Consider the following 14,791-nt stretch of genomic DNA (forward strand, 5'->3'; position numbering starts at 1 on the left):
GTATTTATTTATATAATGAGGTGTACTAAAAGCAGTAAAAGAGGGTATTTTCCCTCTTTTACTGTACTACCAAAGTTGTAATACCATTAGATAAATTAATTAGTTACTCTTGGGTATTTGAATTTGCTATGGTTTGACCAATCGCGCGCATATCTGTACCCGTTGGTGATTGATGAACGCGTAGATCAAATTGTGGCAGGATGGAAAAAATATGGTCAAAAATATCCGATTGAATACGTTCATATTCAACCCATGCCGTTGTGTTCGTAAAGGCATAAATTTCAATCGGCAAACCATTTGAGTCAGACTCAAGCTGCCTTACCATGATTGTCATCCCTTTATGAATATTCGGATGCGATTTCATATACGCCTCAACATAAGCACGAAACGTACCGATATTAGTCAGCCGGCGTTGATTCAATGGTGTTGCTTTATCGTCTGGAATCGCAGAGTTGAACACTTGAATCTCAGATATTTTTTGTCCCATATAGGGCTCAAGTAAATTCGCTTTTTCTAAAGCGGTAATTTTTTCAGGTTCAAGAAAATGGATGCTGGTGGTATCTAAACGAATACTACGTTTAATACGGCGACCACCTGATTCAGTCATGCCTTTCCAGTTTTTGAATGAATCCGAAATCAAAGCATAAGTTGGAATTGTGGTAACGGTGTTATCCCAATTGCGAACTTTAACTGTTGTTAGACCAATATCAACGACTGCACCATCAGCGCCATATTTTGGCATTTCAAGCCAATCACCAATGTTCACCATATTATTTGCAGATAGTTGGATACCTGCAACTAACCCCATGATGGGATCCTTAAAGACCAACATCATGACGGCCGTCATTGCACCTAAACCACTAAGTAAGATAAGTGGAGATTTACCGATCAATAATGCAATGATCATGATGGCAATGAGCACGGTAGCGATCAGTTTTATGCTCTGAAAAATGCCTCGTAATGGTAAATGGGCTGTTTTTGCTGCTCGTTGTAAGATACTTAATAAGATATCGAGAATAGAATAAAAGGTGAGCAAACCGAAAAGTAAACACCAAGCCTGTGATGCCACGGTTAATATTTGCTGTGCGGTTGAGCCAGCATGTAGCCATAACACGGCTTGAATATTAACAACAACACCTTGGATAACAAAAGCGATGCGGTTAAATAAATTGAATTGGGTTAATTGGCGCTGCCATCCACTGTCTTTTTGCTGTCCACTTTTCTCGATACGAGGAAGAATAATTTTATGCAAAATAAAATGCAAAACGAGGGCAACGATTAAAATTAAGCCTAAGACCATTAAAAGCGAAGCAATATCGGCATATTCTTGATTAAACTGGCGTACCCAGTCTAGCAGTTGCTGCTGCATGTGCTCTCCTTTTTTATTGACATCAAACGTACAAATAAATGTTTTGGTTAAAGTATTTCACTATAAGTTACGCATAGACAATAACATAAATGTGACTCAATCTCATCTATAGTGGATAAAAAAACTGGGATAGGCAAAAAATTAAGTTGAAAGTACAATTCAATGGATGAAATTAAGTTTTAAATAAAAAAATTATGTATTTAATAGAATATTATAAATTAATAAAAAACACCAATAGCGAATTTACGTATAATTACCTAATATAAGACAATTTACGATTGTTGAATTTCGAACGACTGATTACTTTAAGCGGGATGATTAGCGGCGGAGTTGCAATGATGGAAAAACTGAAAATGGGAAGATGCACTCTTTCTATCTTATTAATGATAATACCTTATAGCGTTCAGGCAGATGCTCGGAATCACCAATGGGAAGGTCATAGTCATCATCAATATTATGACGATAGACCGCATAAACATAAGTATAAAGAGCATAGAAAACACCCTAATGCGCCTCGTTATTATCCTAATTACGGAATGATAATACCAAGTCCTGCTATACCAGTTTTAAGTGTTAATTTAAATGTTGCGTCGATTAGACCGATTGCAATTGATTATGGAATTACAGGCTATTCACGTTTACCACCTAAAATGGCAAGACAAATTATTGTTGGTCAGCCATTACCTGCTGGTATAGGGAGGCATCATTTACCGAGAGGGTTTGTATCCCAATTACCTGTTTATGAAGGGTATGAATGGCGTATAAGTGGACGCGATTTGCTACTCGTCGCAGTCAGCACAGCGGTTGTGGTTAAAGTGATTCAAGATGTATTTGAATAAAAAAACAGCCTTAAAACAAGTTAAGGCTGTATTGCTAAATAATATGCATAGAACGCTAAAGGTGAGGTAATAAAGGCTTTCGTTTTTTACATAAAACGCTTAGCAAGTAATTCAATAACTTCTTGAACGTTGCTAATAAATTCTTTGATGCTATTCATGGAAACTCCAAAAGTTAAAGTGTGATCTAGATCACTTGAATGCATTTTAGCTTTTGGCTGTAGAATGTCAAGCACCTAGCTAAACATTTTTTGAATCTTTAAAAAAATTTTGATGTCAGCAGTTTCCAGTTCAATATTTTTGAATTATCAATCACTTACTGCTATTTTTTAGCGCTCCAGCCAGTAGGAATAAATTAAAAGAACTAAACAGTAATTCAATACCAATAAAGAGCGTTAACAATGTGATTGACGTTTGCGCATTACCGCTTAACAGCATGTAGGCAATGATAAAATCGAGAATACCAATTAAAATATTCATCATTCCCGCCGCAGAGCTGAAAAGTTTAGCGCCAACGAAGATACGGATCACACCACCAATTATGAAGAGAATAGCGACAAATACCGCTAAGAATAATAAGCTTTGTAAGGGGTCAGTGATAAAAGCATAGCCTAAGATTAAGTAAGCAATACCTGCAATTAAGCTGAATAAGACAGATACATTTGCATACAGTCGATTGAATACAATATTTAAAATGACGGCTATACCGCTAATCAATAACATAACACCGATCAATGAACTAAATGCGATACCAGAGACAATCGGGTTAGTTATACAGACCACCCCACCAATGAGAAGCAATAAGGCGACCAAATAGATAAGCGTTCTATGACCTTTTAATTGTGAATCTGCAAGATTTTTAAGTTGATTTTGATTGAGATTAAGCATAATAAAATTTCCCCTTAAATCAAATGAGTGGCAACTGTATGGGTCGATTTGAGTTAATATCCAAAATATAGACCATTAGTGTTTAATTCAATAGCTATTTCACAAAAACACTAATCGTGGCTATTGTTAATACTAGCGATTAAGTCCAAATATGATGAGTTAAAGTGGCAAGAATAAAATTGAACAATACAATACTCAAATAATGAGTGGTTAAGTCAATAACTCAAATAATAGTGTTTTTGTAATACTAATGAGTGAAAACAGATATATCGCATCGTGAAACTTGGTATTTATAAGCTTGAAAAGGAAGTAAACATTATGATTACCTACATAAATGGTCAATTTGTGCCAGAAGAACAAGCATCAATATCCGTATTCGACCGTGGTTTCTTGTTTGCTGATGCAGTCTATGAAGTTACCGCTGTTGTTAATGGTCGTTTGGTTGATTTTAAAAATCATATGACACGCTTGCAACGTTCATGTCATGAATTGCAATTAGCTTTACCTTATACAGAAGAGTCGTTATTAAAAATTCACCAACAGATCATTGAAAAAAATAATCTCACTGAAGGGTTAATTTATTTACAACTCACAAGGGGCAATGCTGGACAGCGCAATTTCTTGTTTCCCGATAAAACGATTACACCCACATTAGTGATATTTGCCCAACAAGCTTCGATTATTGATAATCCACGCGCTACAACAGGGATTAGTGTCGTAACATTTGACGATATTCGTTGGCAACGATGCGATATTAAAACCGTTGCTTTGCTGGCGGCATGTTTAGCAAAAGACTATGCGCATTCTCAAGGGGCGGATGATGCACTTTTTGTGTCAAATGGCGATATCACAGAAGGGAGTTCAAGCAACTTTTTTATCATTACACATGAAAATATAATCAAAACTCGTGCTTTAGGTTATGAAATATTACCCGGTATTACGCGGCAAGCAATTTTAACGCTTGCTCGGGAGCAGCATTTAGCTATTGAAGAAGGTACTTTTACTGTTGAAGAGGCAATGGCCGCAAAAGAAGCTTTTATTACTTCATCAACGACATTCGTTTGGCCTGTTATTGAAATTGACGGGCGGAAAGTGGCCGGCGGAAAGCCTGGACCACTAACACACCGGTTGCGTGAAATTTATATACAAAAGATGTTAGTTGTATAAGACATGAAAAAGAGTCCATTCACTTTAGTTTTCCTTGCAGGAAATCGGCTAGGGAGGAAACGGTGACCATTCCTTGTAATGCTTGCATACTTTGATGATGTAGCTCTAATGTTGCTGCGGCGCATAGTTCATCAATGACTGTGACTTGATAACCGAAATCATGAGCTTGGCGAGCACTGCTTTGAATGGTCATCACTGAACTGACCCCACCAAAAATAACATGTTTAATGTTATTTTCTTTTAACCAATGGTTGAGTTGGTTACCTGTAAATGCGCTGACACCTTTTTTTACTATGATGACGTCACGGAGTTGAACATCTAATTTTTCAGCCCAATGGCAGCCAGCAGAGCTTAATTTTAATGCACCGATCGCTTTTGCATGATGGAACATAGGGGAACCCGCTGGGATATCATGATAATCATCCGCAAAGCCCACTTTTACCCAGATAATAGGGATATTATTTTGACGGGCAAAATCGGCGGCTTGATTCGCTCTGTCGATAATATGGCGTTCTTGAGTTTGTGGATAGCTGGTATTTAATAAACCATTTTCGCCAACGATTTCCTGAATTAGGTCGATAATAATGAGTGCTTGGGACATGAGCTTTCCTTCAAACAAATAAGTAAAAAGACTTACAGTGTTTAAGTATAGACTAAACACTGTTTAAGACTCTGTTAACCTAGTTGCAAAAAGGGCGTTAAGGCAAATCGATAATAAAACCAACACCTTTTTTATCTAGTCCATCGGTGACACGTATCGCTGCATCTATTTTTGTTGCGAGGTTATGAACAATGGATAGACCAAGTCCACTACCTGTTTCTGTTGTACCGGGAACACGATAGAAACGTGAAAATATTAATTGGCGGCTTTCTTCTGGAATGCCTCGACCATTATCTTGTACGGTAATCGTTGCGCCGAAAGGCGATAAATCTTTAATTGTGATTTTAATCTTTCCTTTTTTATCACTATATTTAATCGCATTTTCCAGTAAGTTGGTAAAAATTGTTGTCAATGCGAGTTTATCAGTGGTAATAAAGACATTATCTGCACTTTGTAGTTCGATATCGATATCTTGGTTTATAGCATGTGGTACATGCAATGAAGTAATATGAGAAATTAATACGGGTAAGTTAATCTGCTCTTTATTCACAGAAAAGTCTTCAGCCTCTAAGCGTGCTAAATCGATAAGCTGGTGTGATAACGACGCCGCTCGATTTAATGCTGCCTGCATGTCGTTAACGATTTCTTCTTTCTCTTTTACATTCTGTATTTGCATCAATAAATGAAGCTGAGCAATGACCGCGGCAATGGGGGTACGGAGTTCATGTGCAGCATCTGCCATAAATCGTTTTTCACGTTGGTTTGCAGCATCAACGCGTGACATGAGATTATTGATTGCCGTAATAATAGGACGAATTTCTTTATACTGCTCTTTTACTGAGATGGGAGTTAAATTCCCCGGTTTGCGGCTAGCGATAATCGTTGCAGCTTGTCTTAGCGGTCTTAAACTAAAATAAGCGGTGATGATAATTGCAATTAGCATGATGCCTAATATAAATAATAAAGGTATTGCAGTACCTTCAGCGGGGCTACCTATTATTGATTTCCTGTCAAAGTAAGACTCTCCAAGGATCACCTCGATGGAGTGTTCATCATTCCATGCGAAGGTAAAGTGCCAATTAGGATACTGTTTTTTGAGGTCATTGAACAAAATATTATCGGTTATTTTGATTTGGTCACTATTGCGATATAACACATCACCATGTTGGTTACGCACGGCAACAAATGGTCTATAGGATACCTCTAAACCATTTTCCATTGCGTCAGTATACATTTTTTGCAATGAGGTCATGATACGTTCAAAATATTCTGGGTTATTAGCAACGGTACCTAAAGTAGACGCAAAACCTTCAGTAACGATTTGCTGCTGGAGGTTAAAATCATCATCAATATCAGGTAAATAAAAAAATTGTAACCAACCTACTAATAATACCCATAACAGAATTACTGAGCTTATCTGTAAGAAAAAAGTATAGATAAAAAAGGATTTAACTTTCACTTGATTGCGCTTCTTTTTTAAGTAAATAACCGATGCCGCGAATAGTAATAATACGATCTTTACCTATCTTGCGCCGTAAATTGTGAATATGAACTTCAAGTGAATTACTTTCTATTTTATCATCTAACCCAAATAAACGTTGTTCGAGATCCGCTTTACGTACCACGTTATCTGCATTTTTTACTAATTCATATAATAGCTGATATTCTTTTCCTGAAAGCATTAATAGCTGATCATCTAATAGAACTTGATGGTTGATTGGGTTTAGTTGCAAATTATTCAATTGCCAAATTTCTGAAGAAAATCCTGCCATACGACGACTTACGGCTTTAACACGAGAAATAAGCTCAGGCATAGCAAACGGTTTTGTTAAAAAATCATCGGCACCGGAATCTAAACTGGCCACTAAATTATCCATCTGGTTTCGAGCGGTCAGAATAATAATTGGAATTGATTGGCCAGAACGACGCCAAGCAATTAATTCCTCATATCCATCACCATCAGGTAAACCTAAATCTAATAACATGAGATCAAAATTACGTGAATTTAATTGTTGTTTAGCATCGTTAAGTAATCGTACCCAAAGGGGATTAAAACCAGCAAGTTCTAGACCACGACATAATGCTTTGCCTAGTTGGAGATCATCTTCAACTAATAAGATATTCATTTTATCACCTCTCTAGCGTGCAGTATAAGCAGCTAATATTTTTCCGACAATATAACTAAGGTAAATTCAATGAGAGATTTAATGATCTCTTAAGGTTTGTTTAACCCATTTTTAAGGTACGAAGCGCGAATAGGATTACTATTTTAACATCTTTGCAATCCTTGGAATAACTAAAATGAAATTACAATTAATTGAACTCCCTATTTTCGTTACTGTTATTCTTATCTCAATGTTTTTAATGGGAAAAAACTTTAGTCCTTCAAAGGAAATGCTCATGCCAACGCTTTCATTTAATGAGTTAGCTGAGAATACACATACTAGAAATGGTATTGAAAACGAAAGGATAAAAGACGAATTTAAAAAGAATTTGAAGCCCATAAAAGAAATTAAAGCATTTATTCGACAAAAAATTTATTAACAGAACCAGATAGGATATTTTAATGAAACGTTTGTGTTCAGCGGCAATATTAGTCACTGCCTTGTCACCCTACAGTGTTGTCGTCGCAGGGGAGAGTGTCATAGTTTTGGGAGCAGGAGGTTCTGTTATGCCTGCTTATGAAGGATCTAATAAATACTTATTTTCGCCAACCGTTGATGTGAACTACGGATATATTTCCGATGATTACGGCGTATTTAGCTTAGGGTTAGAGGGAGCCGAATGGGCTATTGGTTTAACCGAAAACTTAACGGTTTCCAGTCGGTTAGGGTATGACGCAGGACGAGATGAAAAAATAGGTATTTTGGGTCATAAGAATGAAGATTTAAAAGGTATGGGGGATCTAGAGAGCTCCATGCTCGTGGGGGCAGAAATTAATTATTCTATTAATAATTTTCAGCTTTACCTTTCTGCCAATATGGCAACGAAAGATCGCCATTATGGTGGACGAAATATTGGTAGAACTGTCAATGTTGAAATGGGTGGGATTGGTTATTATCAGTTTAGTCATCGGTGGGATATCGAATATACGCTAGCAACCACCTGGGGGAATAAAGCTTACAATCAAGCTTATTTTGGCGTTTCTCCACTACAGGCGAGCCGTTCCCGTTTTAGTGAATATGATGCGGGGAGTGGATTTAAAGATGTTCATGGAGGCGCTATCCTAAACTATAACTGGAATGAAAATATAACCTTTTACACGGGGGTTGGGGCTTATTATCTTGTCGGTGATGCAGCAAAAAGTTCCATCACGGAGCAACGCCTAGGTTGGGTAGGTTTAGGTGGAGTAAGGTATACTTTTTAATTTATCATTCTGTTGATGATAAACAATAAAGGAATGCTGGACGCGATAGACGATATCCAGACATTCCTTTAATTTTATGCATGCTTAATCCTCTAACGTTTGTTCTGGGATCCAGCCATCATCCATCCATATTTCTTCTAATATCTCTTCGATACGAACCTTGTCTTGGGCAAGTTTGGTTCCAGAAATATTAATACGTTGACCAGAGCTAAAACCTACCCGAGTCACCATATCTGGATATTGTGGGCTGAGTTTGCGCGTTATCTCAGACTCAAGAGCTTGCAACATAATATCACTAGGTTTTTGTGGTGCATTTTTATCAAATAAAATTTCAATGCGTAACATAGTCGCCTCTAACTAATACTGTGTTTGTATACAGTATTTTTAGATTGAGTCACGAATAAAGTCAATATCAGATCGATAATATTTTTTCAATGACACATAAAATATGTGCAACCACGGTTTTTTACTTTTTAAAGTTAAAATAAAACAATGCGCTAGTAAGGGTTAACACTGGATAAAAACTTAAAATGAGTTGCCTAGAAAAAGAGAATAAGTATGCTAAATAGGTTTTTTTAAGATGATAGGATAGGTTCAGGTCGCATGCTCACAGTAACAAGGTTGACTAGCAGAAACGTTTTAGAAATAGCAAATGTAAACCAACTGTATGATTCAGCATTCCCCGCTCATGAAAAAAGAAGTTATCAAGGGCGGCAAAGTATCCTTAGTCATGAGGATTATTATTTATACTATTTTTCTGATAACGGTATTTTTATTGGCTTTATAGGCAGTTGGAGAGTCGATGATTTCTTTTATGTTGAACATCTTGCAGTTTCATCGGCTCTAAGGGGGCAGGGTTATGGTCAAAAGGTCATACAGTTATTTGCTAAACAGGTGAACAACATTATCTTGGAAATTGATCCTGTCATTGATGAAATTAGTCAAAAGCGATTACGTTTTTATCTGCATTGTGGATTTAAACAAAATGAATATGCACATGTTCATCCTAGTTATCACCCAGAGTTTAAACCTCATCAGTTGGAAATATTGAGTTATCCAATAAAAATCAACCCGCAAATATATCAACGATTTAATCAAAAATTAATCAATGTTGTTATGCAACCTTCTTTACTCTAAAAATATGATGTTGCCAATTAACTAGGCTAATTGGCAAAAGTAAATAAGTTCAGGATCCCCCTCATCAAGATTATCGATGAAGCCACTTGGTTTGAATTGGGCTTTATCGAGTAATCGTTGCATCGGAGTATTTGACTGGTTAGTCGATGTAAATATTTTTTGAGTAAGGCAAGTCTGTTTAAGTTGTTGTAGCAATGAAAGACCAGCACCTTGCTGTCGAAAGGCTTGATTAACCATTATCATTTCAATAAAAGCACATTCAAAAAAATGGTAGTGTAATACCCCATAAGCGATAATTTGGTTCTGTTGTTCAATCAGGTAACAATGTTTGTTGTTGACCCATTGAGATATTTTTTGAGCTCGTTCTGCCGTTGTGACACTATCAAGCTGAATGAGGGATGCTATATCAGGGGGGTTGCTAGTCGAAATATGTGCAATGAGTATTCCTTATTGATAAACATGACTGAATTGTAAATGTGCTTAAATGAGGTATGGCTGCGATGATAAACAGTGCTAATTTAGTGAATAAATAAAACACAATGGGTTATTTCTATGAAAATAATCAAAAAACTACTCAATAGTCAATATGTTGGTTATTGTCTTACTGTCTTTATGATAGTCATCTTTGGTGTGCCGCCATCTGAATGTGAAAAAGAGATGCAAAACGATAAATAAAATTGTGTTGCACTGACTACTTGCTCAGTTTGGGGATGTTTTCGCATTTTCAGTTTAAATCAGTTAGAACAAGCTTGCGGAGATATTGATACATAATCCGAGTATAGCCATATTGAAAATAAAAGAGATGATAGATTGTAATAAAACAGCACGGCGCATAGGTGTCGATGCAACCTCAATGTCTGCTGTTTGTGATGCAACAGCAATAGTAAAAGAAAAATACATAAAGTCAGAGTAGCTCGGTTCGAGTAATTTATCTGGAAAACGTAACCATGGCTGCTGCGGATTAGCATTACTATAATATAAGTGTGCATAGTGCATCGTAAAACCGGTGGGAAGAAGTAGCCATGATGAAATTAAAGTCGACGCTGTGAGTGCATAAGGGATGAATTTATCTGACTTAGAGAAATCACCATGACCGCCTAATGCAAAAAATAAAACTAATAAGCTTACACAGCATCCTGCAACCAAAAAGAAAATAACCATTTGAGCACTTTCGTCTTCAACTTTCGTGATTTCACGGATGTTTTTAGCTTTGTGATTCATAATACGCACAAAAAGAAATAATAAATACATCCAGGCAAAAGCATTCCAGCTGATGATCAAACTCATCATAGTATTTTGATAAGAGAGTAGTGCGAAAAAAGTAGCGAAGGCAACAAATAATGAAATAATAAAGCGTGGGCGAGAGAGAAACACATGACGAAAAAGGCGCATAACGCGTATCGCGTAATGTAACATGACACATACCTTAATAAATATAAAAATAATATTTATTATATCAAATGTTTGAGCCTATGTAGCAATAATACAAGCCCATAATAGGGGGGGGGCAAGTAAATACATTGCCAATAAACTATATCGACACATTAAATTTACTTTATGTGGAAAATAGGACTGTGTTACGTTATAAATTTATCGATAGCAGAATCTATTTGCTATTTTGAATCGTCAGTATCGTTATTTTATTATTATTTAGATGATCATTTTATGAATAAAATATTTTATATCATCATTGGATTATTCCTGCTCGGCGCGGCATTTTTATTTGGCATGTCAGTCGTCTATAAAAATGAAATTAGTATGATAGAACGGGTCGAGCGTGCAGTATTAGGTTATTTAGATAACCCTAAAGCGGAATCGTTTAAAAACGTCACCTATTATTTTGACAAAATATCACATAATGGTGGCGAGGTAGGGTATGTTTGTGGTTTTGTATCACGACACTATGATTTTTCAAGAGAAACTGAAGATAAACGCTTTATCGTAAAAACCTATATACGCCCTGACGGCACAGTGCATATTTCCATCCCAATTATTGATGGGGTAGATGAAATGTTGACGGAAGAGCAAATTGATAATTTATGGAATAAGTTCTGCAAGGGACCGTCAACAGATTTACCTGCGTGATGGCGATAGTTATCTCTAAATAGCTTTATCAATTGATTTTTCAATCGATTTACAGACAGGGGAAGTCCCTGTTGCTTGCTCAATTTTGGCAGGTAACTTTCCTTCGGGAGGATCAATTTGAATCGTGCATCCATTTTGATCAGACACTTGTTTCGTTGCTGTTGAGCAACCTAACATTAGGGTTACTGCAATTAGAATGCATGAAGTTTTTATATTCACGGTTTTGACTCTTTCAATGGAAGCAATAAATTTGCTATAAATACTTTAATAAATCGAAAAATATATTGTTAGTTTTAATAAAAATCAACTAAACAATAATGACCATCTTAATAAGAGCCTTGCTCTGACCATATATTTAGATGATGCAATACGCTTATTCAATTTATTGTAGTCATTTTAATATGTTGAGTATATTAAAATGAAAAAAATAATAAAGGGCATAAAAGTGGTTCAATAATTTTTATTTGAGTTAAGTGTTTAGTGAAAATAAAAATTGATATTCATAATGATGGATAACGAGGATTATCTTATTTTGATGATCTCACGGCGTGGTTTCTATAATTATTAAAGTCACGACTCATCATCCAAAATAGGCGCTGGTGTTTTATTGCCTGAGCTCTGCATTTATCCTAATATTCACATCCTTAACTTAAAGATGGTGATGTATGAAAAAGAGATTAGTCATTTTATTTTTAGGTTTGCTTTCATTTGGCTCAGTTGCTGAAATCACAGAAGATGACAAAGTGCCAGACATGGCTGCAAGTATTAATCGTCAAAAAGCGCTCCTCTGTGGTGAATTTAAGGAAGCGGTTAAAAGTCGTACCTGCAAGCGCTTGGTTGATAACATGGTATCCATGGCATATTTCCAAGGGCAGGTGAGTGTGAAGTGCAAGCAAAAAGCAGATGATCCTGAGTTCAAGAAAGTACCAAAGATTGATGAATTTTGTGGGAAAGCTGAGAATCTAATAAGTGACTTAAGCCCTAATGAATAACCCACTCCGGCAGGCTTTTTATTTACTTCAATTTGCATTCCCGCCAAGCTAACACTGAGTGGGGGCTAGTCTGTCCTTGGGCTGAGTGGGATGAAACGTTGGCGTAATCATGTCAGGACTTTTGCCGCCATTTTACCTTTTGAAAATCGCACCCTAAAAAAAACCAACCTCTTACGGTTGGTTTTTTTTAGGGAATTCTGGTCGGCATGAGAGGATTTGAACCTCCGACCCCCGACACCCCATGACGGTGCGCTACCAAGCTGCGCTACATGCCGAACTGCCATAATAGTACTCATTTTCCCCATTAAAGCAAGACTTGAGTTGCACGACTGATTGATTTTTAAACGTTAATTTTCATTAAATCGCTTAAGCTCAGTAAAGATTTTTAGTAGCTGAGCAAGATCCGGTTTTTGGTCTTTCATTTCTTTACCCTGCAAGTCATAGATACTAAATTGACCATTTTTATCCATATATAAGGTTGCATCATCCGTTGTGATCACGACATCGTTATCATCCCCAGTAATGATCCAAGGGAATTTACGTTCTGGGCTGAATAAATCCTCGCCTTGGCTGTAGTCATCTGGGGAGTTAGAGACATGCAGCAACCGTTGCATAATTGTTGTCAATACATCTTGATGACTGGTGAGCTTATCAATTTGCTGGCTAGGTGTATTCGGCCAATAGATAAATAATGGAACTTGCATTTTTTCACGTGCAAAACGTTTCTGATTAAACCAGTCAGTGGTTTCGGATTGCTCAGCACCATTATAATTCGCGGTAATCACCACGATAGTATTTTTCATCCGCCCATCACGTATCAATGTTTCAATAACTTGATTGATTTGGGCATCCGTTTGTTGACTACCGGGCTGGCCTTTTATGTTCAAAAATGAGAACCAAGGCGATTCATTTTTCAAATTAGTCAGCCATGACGTCCATTGTGTAATGGTCTGCGCGTCGCTATCGGCTGCTTTTGCTGGTAACGAATAATCCGCCAAGATAGCTTGACGAAACAGCGGTGAATTAAACCCATCGGTAGAAAACAGACCGAATTGATAGCCTTGATGTTGTAACGCCTGTATGAGTACAGAAGCATTACGTTCATTCAGAATATTATCAAAGTAGCTAGCTGAAATACCGTAGAACAGGCCGAATAGGGCCGTATCATTACGTAAACCAGTCGTATAATGGTTAGTAAACTCGGTACTCATATCTTTAAAGGCGTTCAACGATGACATGTCATCTTGCTGCTTTTTATCGCCTAAATCGTCCACCACAATGAGCAGTAAATTATAGCCTATACCTTGGTCATAGTAGCTAAGTGGTTTCAATGGGTACTGGACTTTTAACGCCGTAGGGCTACCTTGTTGGAATACACGATTTTGATGTTCGGATAAGTCTAACAGTCCATATCGGTCAAGGAGTTTTCTGGCGGTCATAGGCTGAGACAGTGGGTAGTTATAGCGCTGCATCGTGATAGGACGATAAAAATTGGCATCTGACCATGCATACATCAAATGAGACATAACAAAGGTCGCGATGAAAAATCCGGCTAAAGGCTTACCAAAAGTTTGTCGGTTCAGACTACGTAATTTTTGCCAACTCCAAGTTGCGAATAACATTTGCACTAAGAAGATGATCGGAATAACAATAAACATAAGTTGCCATTCACGTGCCATTTCCCCTTGTTCAGGGTTAATGACGAGATCCCATACTTGTGGTGTTAGATGCAGGCCAAATTGGCTAAAGACACGAATATCAAAGATTAGCAATGTGGTGCCAGCAGTCGCAAGGGCAACACAAATTAGCCTCAGCAACCGCTGAGACATGACAATAAAGGTCAGTGGAAAAACGATGAGTAAGTAGCAAGCAAAGACAACGAAGCTAAAATGTCCTATCCAACTGACGAAGGCAAAAATACGCCCAGCAAGTGTGTCGGGCCAATCAAAAATAAACAGATAGCTACTACTTAGTCCCAGACTAAGTAGGATATTGAAAAGAGCAAACCAGTGCCCCCAACTGATCATCTGGGAGACTTTGTCACGGTAGCGCTGATGGGTCACCATACTGTTTATTTCATTATCTATTTAGTGGGATTTGTCATCTTTAACAGAAGACAGTAAAGCATTGGCGAAAGAGTCTGCAATCATTTTACGCTGTGCTGGTGCAACTGACGTGTTGAGCAGATTGGTCACCATATTGCCTAACACCATAAGTGAGAGATCTACAGGAGTATGGTTTTTTTCTAACACGCTGACAAGTTCAGCAAGTAGAGTTTCAACTTTTTCATCGCTATAGCGAGATGACTGTGGCATAAATTCTGACATCCTAAATTAGTAAAAGCCCACC

At 37.2% G+C, this 14,791-nt stretch carries 19 protein-coding genes and 1 tRNA gene; 8 read left to right on the plus strand and 12 right to left on the minus strand.

Features of this window, described 5'->3' with window-relative positions:
• Positions 1-103: 103 nt before the first annotated feature.
• Positions 104-1,369 carry a mechanosensitive ion channel family protein gene (locus M1F03_RS08555; RefSeq protein ID WP_163861162.1) on the minus strand — a complete coding sequence of 422 codons (1,266 nt, stop codon included), beginning with the start codon at positions 1,367-1,369 and terminating at the stop codon, positions 104-106.
• Between the two features lie 335 nt (positions 1,370-1,704).
• On the opposite strand from M1F03_RS08555, the gene M1F03_RS08560 reads away from it, so the two are divergent.
• Positions 1,705-2,208 carry an anti-virulence regulator CigR family protein gene (locus M1F03_RS08560; RefSeq protein ID WP_251464030.1) on the plus strand — a complete coding sequence of 168 codons (504 nt, stop codon included), beginning with the start codon at positions 1,705-1,707 and terminating at the stop codon, positions 2,206-2,208.
• Positions 2,209-2,517: 309 nt separating this feature from the next.
• Here M1F03_RS08560 and M1F03_RS08565 read toward each other — a convergent pair whose 3' ends face one another.
• A complete protein-coding gene (locus tag M1F03_RS08565; RefSeq protein WP_154622390.1) occupies positions 2,518-3,093 on the minus strand; it encodes a DUF308 domain-containing protein in 576 nt (191 codons plus the stop codon).
• 318 nt (positions 3,094-3,411) lie between these two features.
• Here M1F03_RS08565 and M1F03_RS08570 point away from each other — a divergent pair, with 318 nt between their 5' ends.
• Positions 3,412-4,260 (plus strand): D-amino-acid transaminase, encoded by an 849-nt coding sequence (locus M1F03_RS08570; protein WP_154622392.1) that lies wholly within the window; start codon positions 3,412-3,414, stop codon positions 4,258-4,260.
• Positions 4,261-4,279: 19 nt separating this feature from the next.
• Here M1F03_RS08570 and M1F03_RS08575 read toward each other — a convergent pair whose 3' ends face one another.
• The 3 genes from M1F03_RS08575 to M1F03_RS08585 all read right to left on the minus strand — a co-directional run bounded on the left by M1F03_RS08575 (position 4,280) and on the right by M1F03_RS08585 (position 6,987).
• Positions 4,280-4,861 carry a cysteine hydrolase family protein gene (locus M1F03_RS08575; RefSeq protein WP_251464032.1) on the minus strand — a complete coding sequence of 194 codons (582 nt, stop codon included), beginning with the start codon at positions 4,859-4,861 and terminating at the stop codon, positions 4,280-4,282.
• 97 nt (positions 4,862-4,958) lie between these two features.
• Positions 4,959-6,320, minus strand: coding sequence for an ATP-binding protein (locus tag M1F03_RS08580; RefSeq protein ID WP_163861167.1), 1,362 nt, complete (start codon positions 6,318-6,320; stop codon positions 4,959-4,961).
• The gene (locus M1F03_RS08585; protein WP_318840125.1) at positions 6,310-6,987 is read right to left on the minus strand and encodes a response regulator; all 678 of its coding nucleotides are present in this window, start codon (positions 6,985-6,987) and stop codon (positions 6,310-6,312) included. Before M1F03_RS08585 ends, M1F03_RS08580 begins: the two co-directional genes overlap by 11 nt.
• Positions 6,988-7,162: 175 nt before the next feature.
• Here M1F03_RS08585 and M1F03_RS08590 point away from each other — a divergent pair, with 175 nt between their 5' ends.
• On the plus strand, positions 7,163-7,405 hold the full coding sequence (locus M1F03_RS08590; protein ID WP_154635577.1) for a hypothetical protein: 243 nt from the start codon (positions 7,163-7,165) through the stop codon (positions 7,403-7,405).
• Positions 7,406-7,427: 22 nt separating this feature from the next.
• The gene (locus tag M1F03_RS08595; RefSeq protein WP_196713200.1) at positions 7,428-8,228 is read left to right on the plus strand and encodes a MipA/OmpV family protein; all 801 of its coding nucleotides are present in this window, start codon (positions 7,428-7,430) and stop codon (positions 8,226-8,228) included.
• An 84-nt stretch (positions 8,229-8,312) separates the two neighbouring features.
• On the opposite strand, the gene M1F03_RS08600 is transcribed toward M1F03_RS08595, so the two are convergent.
• On the minus strand, positions 8,313-8,573 hold the full coding sequence (locus tag M1F03_RS08600) for a DinI-like family protein (RefSeq protein ID WP_154623476.1): 261 nt from the start codon (positions 8,571-8,573) through the stop codon (positions 8,313-8,315).
• Between the two features lie 258 nt (positions 8,574-8,831).
• Between M1F03_RS08600 and M1F03_RS08605 the strand changes: the two genes are divergently transcribed.
• The gene (locus tag M1F03_RS08605; RefSeq protein ID WP_251464034.1) at positions 8,832-9,365 is read left to right on the plus strand and encodes a GNAT family N-acetyltransferase; all 534 of its coding nucleotides are present in this window, start codon (positions 8,832-8,834) and stop codon (positions 9,363-9,365) included.
• Between the two features lie 21 nt (positions 9,366-9,386).
• Here the strand turns inward: M1F03_RS08605 and M1F03_RS08610 are convergent, their stop codons facing one another.
• Positions 9,387-9,809 carry a GNAT family N-acetyltransferase gene (locus M1F03_RS08610; RefSeq protein ID WP_318840135.1) on the minus strand — a complete coding sequence of 141 codons (423 nt, stop codon included), beginning with the start codon at positions 9,807-9,809 and terminating at the stop codon, positions 9,387-9,389.
• Positions 9,810-9,917: 108 nt separating this feature from the next.
• Between M1F03_RS08610 and M1F03_RS08615 the strand changes: the two genes are divergently transcribed.
• On the plus strand, positions 9,918-10,040 hold the full coding sequence (locus tag M1F03_RS08615; protein WP_263009863.1) for a hypothetical protein: 123 nt from the start codon (positions 9,918-9,920) through the stop codon (positions 10,038-10,040).
• Between the two features lie 63 nt (positions 10,041-10,103).
• Here the strand turns inward: M1F03_RS08615 and M1F03_RS08620 are convergent, their stop codons facing one another.
• Complete coding sequence (locus M1F03_RS08620; RefSeq protein WP_154623479.1) at positions 10,104-10,781, minus strand: DUF1345 domain-containing protein; 678 nt, start codon at positions 10,779-10,781, stop codon at positions 10,104-10,106.
• Positions 10,782-11,030: 249 nt separating this feature from the next.
• Here M1F03_RS08620 and M1F03_RS08625 point away from each other — a divergent pair, with 249 nt between their 5' ends.
• Positions 11,031-11,450: a hypothetical protein gene (locus tag M1F03_RS08625; protein WP_154635578.1), complete on the plus strand. Its 420-nt coding sequence runs from the start codon at positions 11,031-11,033 to the stop codon at positions 11,448-11,450.
• Positions 11,451-11,465: 15 nt separating this feature from the next.
• Here the strand turns inward: M1F03_RS08625 and M1F03_RS08630 are convergent, their stop codons facing one another.
• Positions 11,466-11,627, minus strand: a complete 162-nt coding sequence (locus M1F03_RS08630; RefSeq protein ID WP_154635582.1) for a thiamine biosynthesis protein ApbE — start codon at positions 11,625-11,627, stop codon at positions 11,466-11,468.
• Between the two features lie 488 nt (positions 11,628-12,115).
• Here M1F03_RS08630 and M1F03_RS08635 point away from each other — a divergent pair, with 488 nt between their 5' ends.
• The gene (locus M1F03_RS08635; protein WP_154622302.1) at positions 12,116-12,442 is read left to right on the plus strand and encodes a hypothetical protein; all 327 of its coding nucleotides are present in this window, start codon (positions 12,116-12,118) and stop codon (positions 12,440-12,442) included.
• 198 nt (positions 12,443-12,640) lie between these two features.
• Here the strand turns inward: M1F03_RS08635 and M1F03_RS08640 are convergent.
• The 3 genes from M1F03_RS08640 to M1F03_RS08650 all read right to left on the minus strand — a co-directional run bounded on the left by M1F03_RS08640 (position 12,641) and on the right by M1F03_RS08650 (position 14,757).
• Positions 12,641-12,717, minus strand: a tRNA-Pro gene (locus M1F03_RS08640).
• A 72-nt stretch (positions 12,718-12,789) separates the two neighbouring features.
• Positions 12,790-14,508, minus strand: a complete 1,719-nt coding sequence (yejM, locus tag M1F03_RS08645) for an LPS biosynthesis-modulating metalloenzyme YejM (RefSeq protein WP_163861318.1) — start codon at positions 14,506-14,508, stop codon at positions 12,790-12,792.
• A gap of 21 nt (positions 14,509-14,529) precedes the next feature.
• A complete protein-coding gene (locus M1F03_RS08650; protein WP_154622300.1) occupies positions 14,530-14,757 on the minus strand; it encodes a YejL family protein in 228 nt (75 codons plus the stop codon).
• Between the last annotated feature and the right edge of the window lie 34 nt (positions 14,758-14,791).

Origin of the sequence: Providencia sp. PROV080 (assembly GCF_033688105.1) — a bacterium.
Lineage (GTDB): Bacteria > Pseudomonadota > Gammaproteobacteria > Enterobacterales > Enterobacteriaceae > Providencia > Providencia zhejiangensis.

Excerpts from the sequence above, each read along its gene's own strand:
- M1F03_RS08555 (WP_163861162.1), bottom strand. The coding sequence starts at position 1,369 with ATGCAGCAGCAACTGCTAGACTGGGTACGCCAGTTTAATCAAGAATAT.
- M1F03_RS08560 (WP_251464030.1), top strand. The coding sequence starts at position 1,705 with ATGATGGAAAAACTGAAAATGGGAAGATGCACTCTTTCTATCTTATTA.
- M1F03_RS08565 (WP_154622390.1), bottom strand. The coding sequence starts at position 3,093 with ATGCTTAATCTCAATCAAAATCAACTTAAAAATCTTGCAGATTCACAA.
- M1F03_RS08570 (WP_154622392.1), top strand. The coding sequence starts at position 3,412 with ATGATTACCTACATAAATGGTCAATTTGTGCCAGAAGAACAAGCATCA.
- M1F03_RS08575 (WP_251464032.1), bottom strand. The coding sequence starts at position 4,861 with ATGTCCCAAGCACTCATTATTATCGACCTAATTCAGGAAATCGTTGGC.
- M1F03_RS08585 (WP_318840125.1), bottom strand. The coding sequence starts at position 6,987 with ATGAATATCTTATTAGTTGAAGATGATCTCCAACTAGGCAAAGCATTA.
- M1F03_RS08590 (WP_154635577.1), top strand. The coding sequence starts at position 7,163 with ATGAAATTACAATTAATTGAACTCCCTATTTTCGTTACTGTTATTCTT.
- M1F03_RS08595 (WP_196713200.1), top strand. The coding sequence starts at position 7,428 with ATGAAACGTTTGTGTTCAGCGGCAATATTAGTCACTGCCTTGTCACCC.
- M1F03_RS08600 (WP_154623476.1), bottom strand. The coding sequence starts at position 8,573 with ATGTTACGCATTGAAATTTTATTTGATAAAAATGCACCACAAAAACCT.
- M1F03_RS08605 (WP_251464034.1), top strand. The coding sequence starts at position 8,832 with ATGCTCACAGTAACAAGGTTGACTAGCAGAAACGTTTTAGAAATAGCA.
- M1F03_RS08615 (WP_263009863.1), top strand. The coding sequence starts at position 9,918 with ATGAAAATAATCAAAAAACTACTCAATAGTCAATATGTTGGTTATTGT.
- M1F03_RS08620 (WP_154623479.1), bottom strand. The coding sequence starts at position 10,781 with ATGTTACATTACGCGATACGCGTTATGCGCCTTTTTCGTCATGTGTTT.
- M1F03_RS08625 (WP_154635578.1), top strand. The coding sequence starts at position 11,031 with ATGAATAAAATATTTTATATCATCATTGGATTATTCCTGCTCGGCGCG.
- M1F03_RS08630 (WP_154635582.1), bottom strand. The coding sequence starts at position 11,627 with ATGTTAGGTTGCTCAACAGCAACGAAACAAGTGTCTGATCAAAATGGA.
- M1F03_RS08635 (WP_154622302.1), top strand. The coding sequence starts at position 12,116 with ATGAAAAAGAGATTAGTCATTTTATTTTTAGGTTTGCTTTCATTTGGC.
- yejM (WP_163861318.1), bottom strand. The coding sequence starts at position 14,508 with ATGGTGACCCATCAGCGCTACCGTGACAAAGTCTCCCAGATGATCAGT.
- M1F03_RS08650 (WP_154622300.1), bottom strand. The coding sequence starts at position 14,757 with ATGCCACAGTCATCTCGCTATAGCGATGAAAAAGTTGAAACTCTACTT.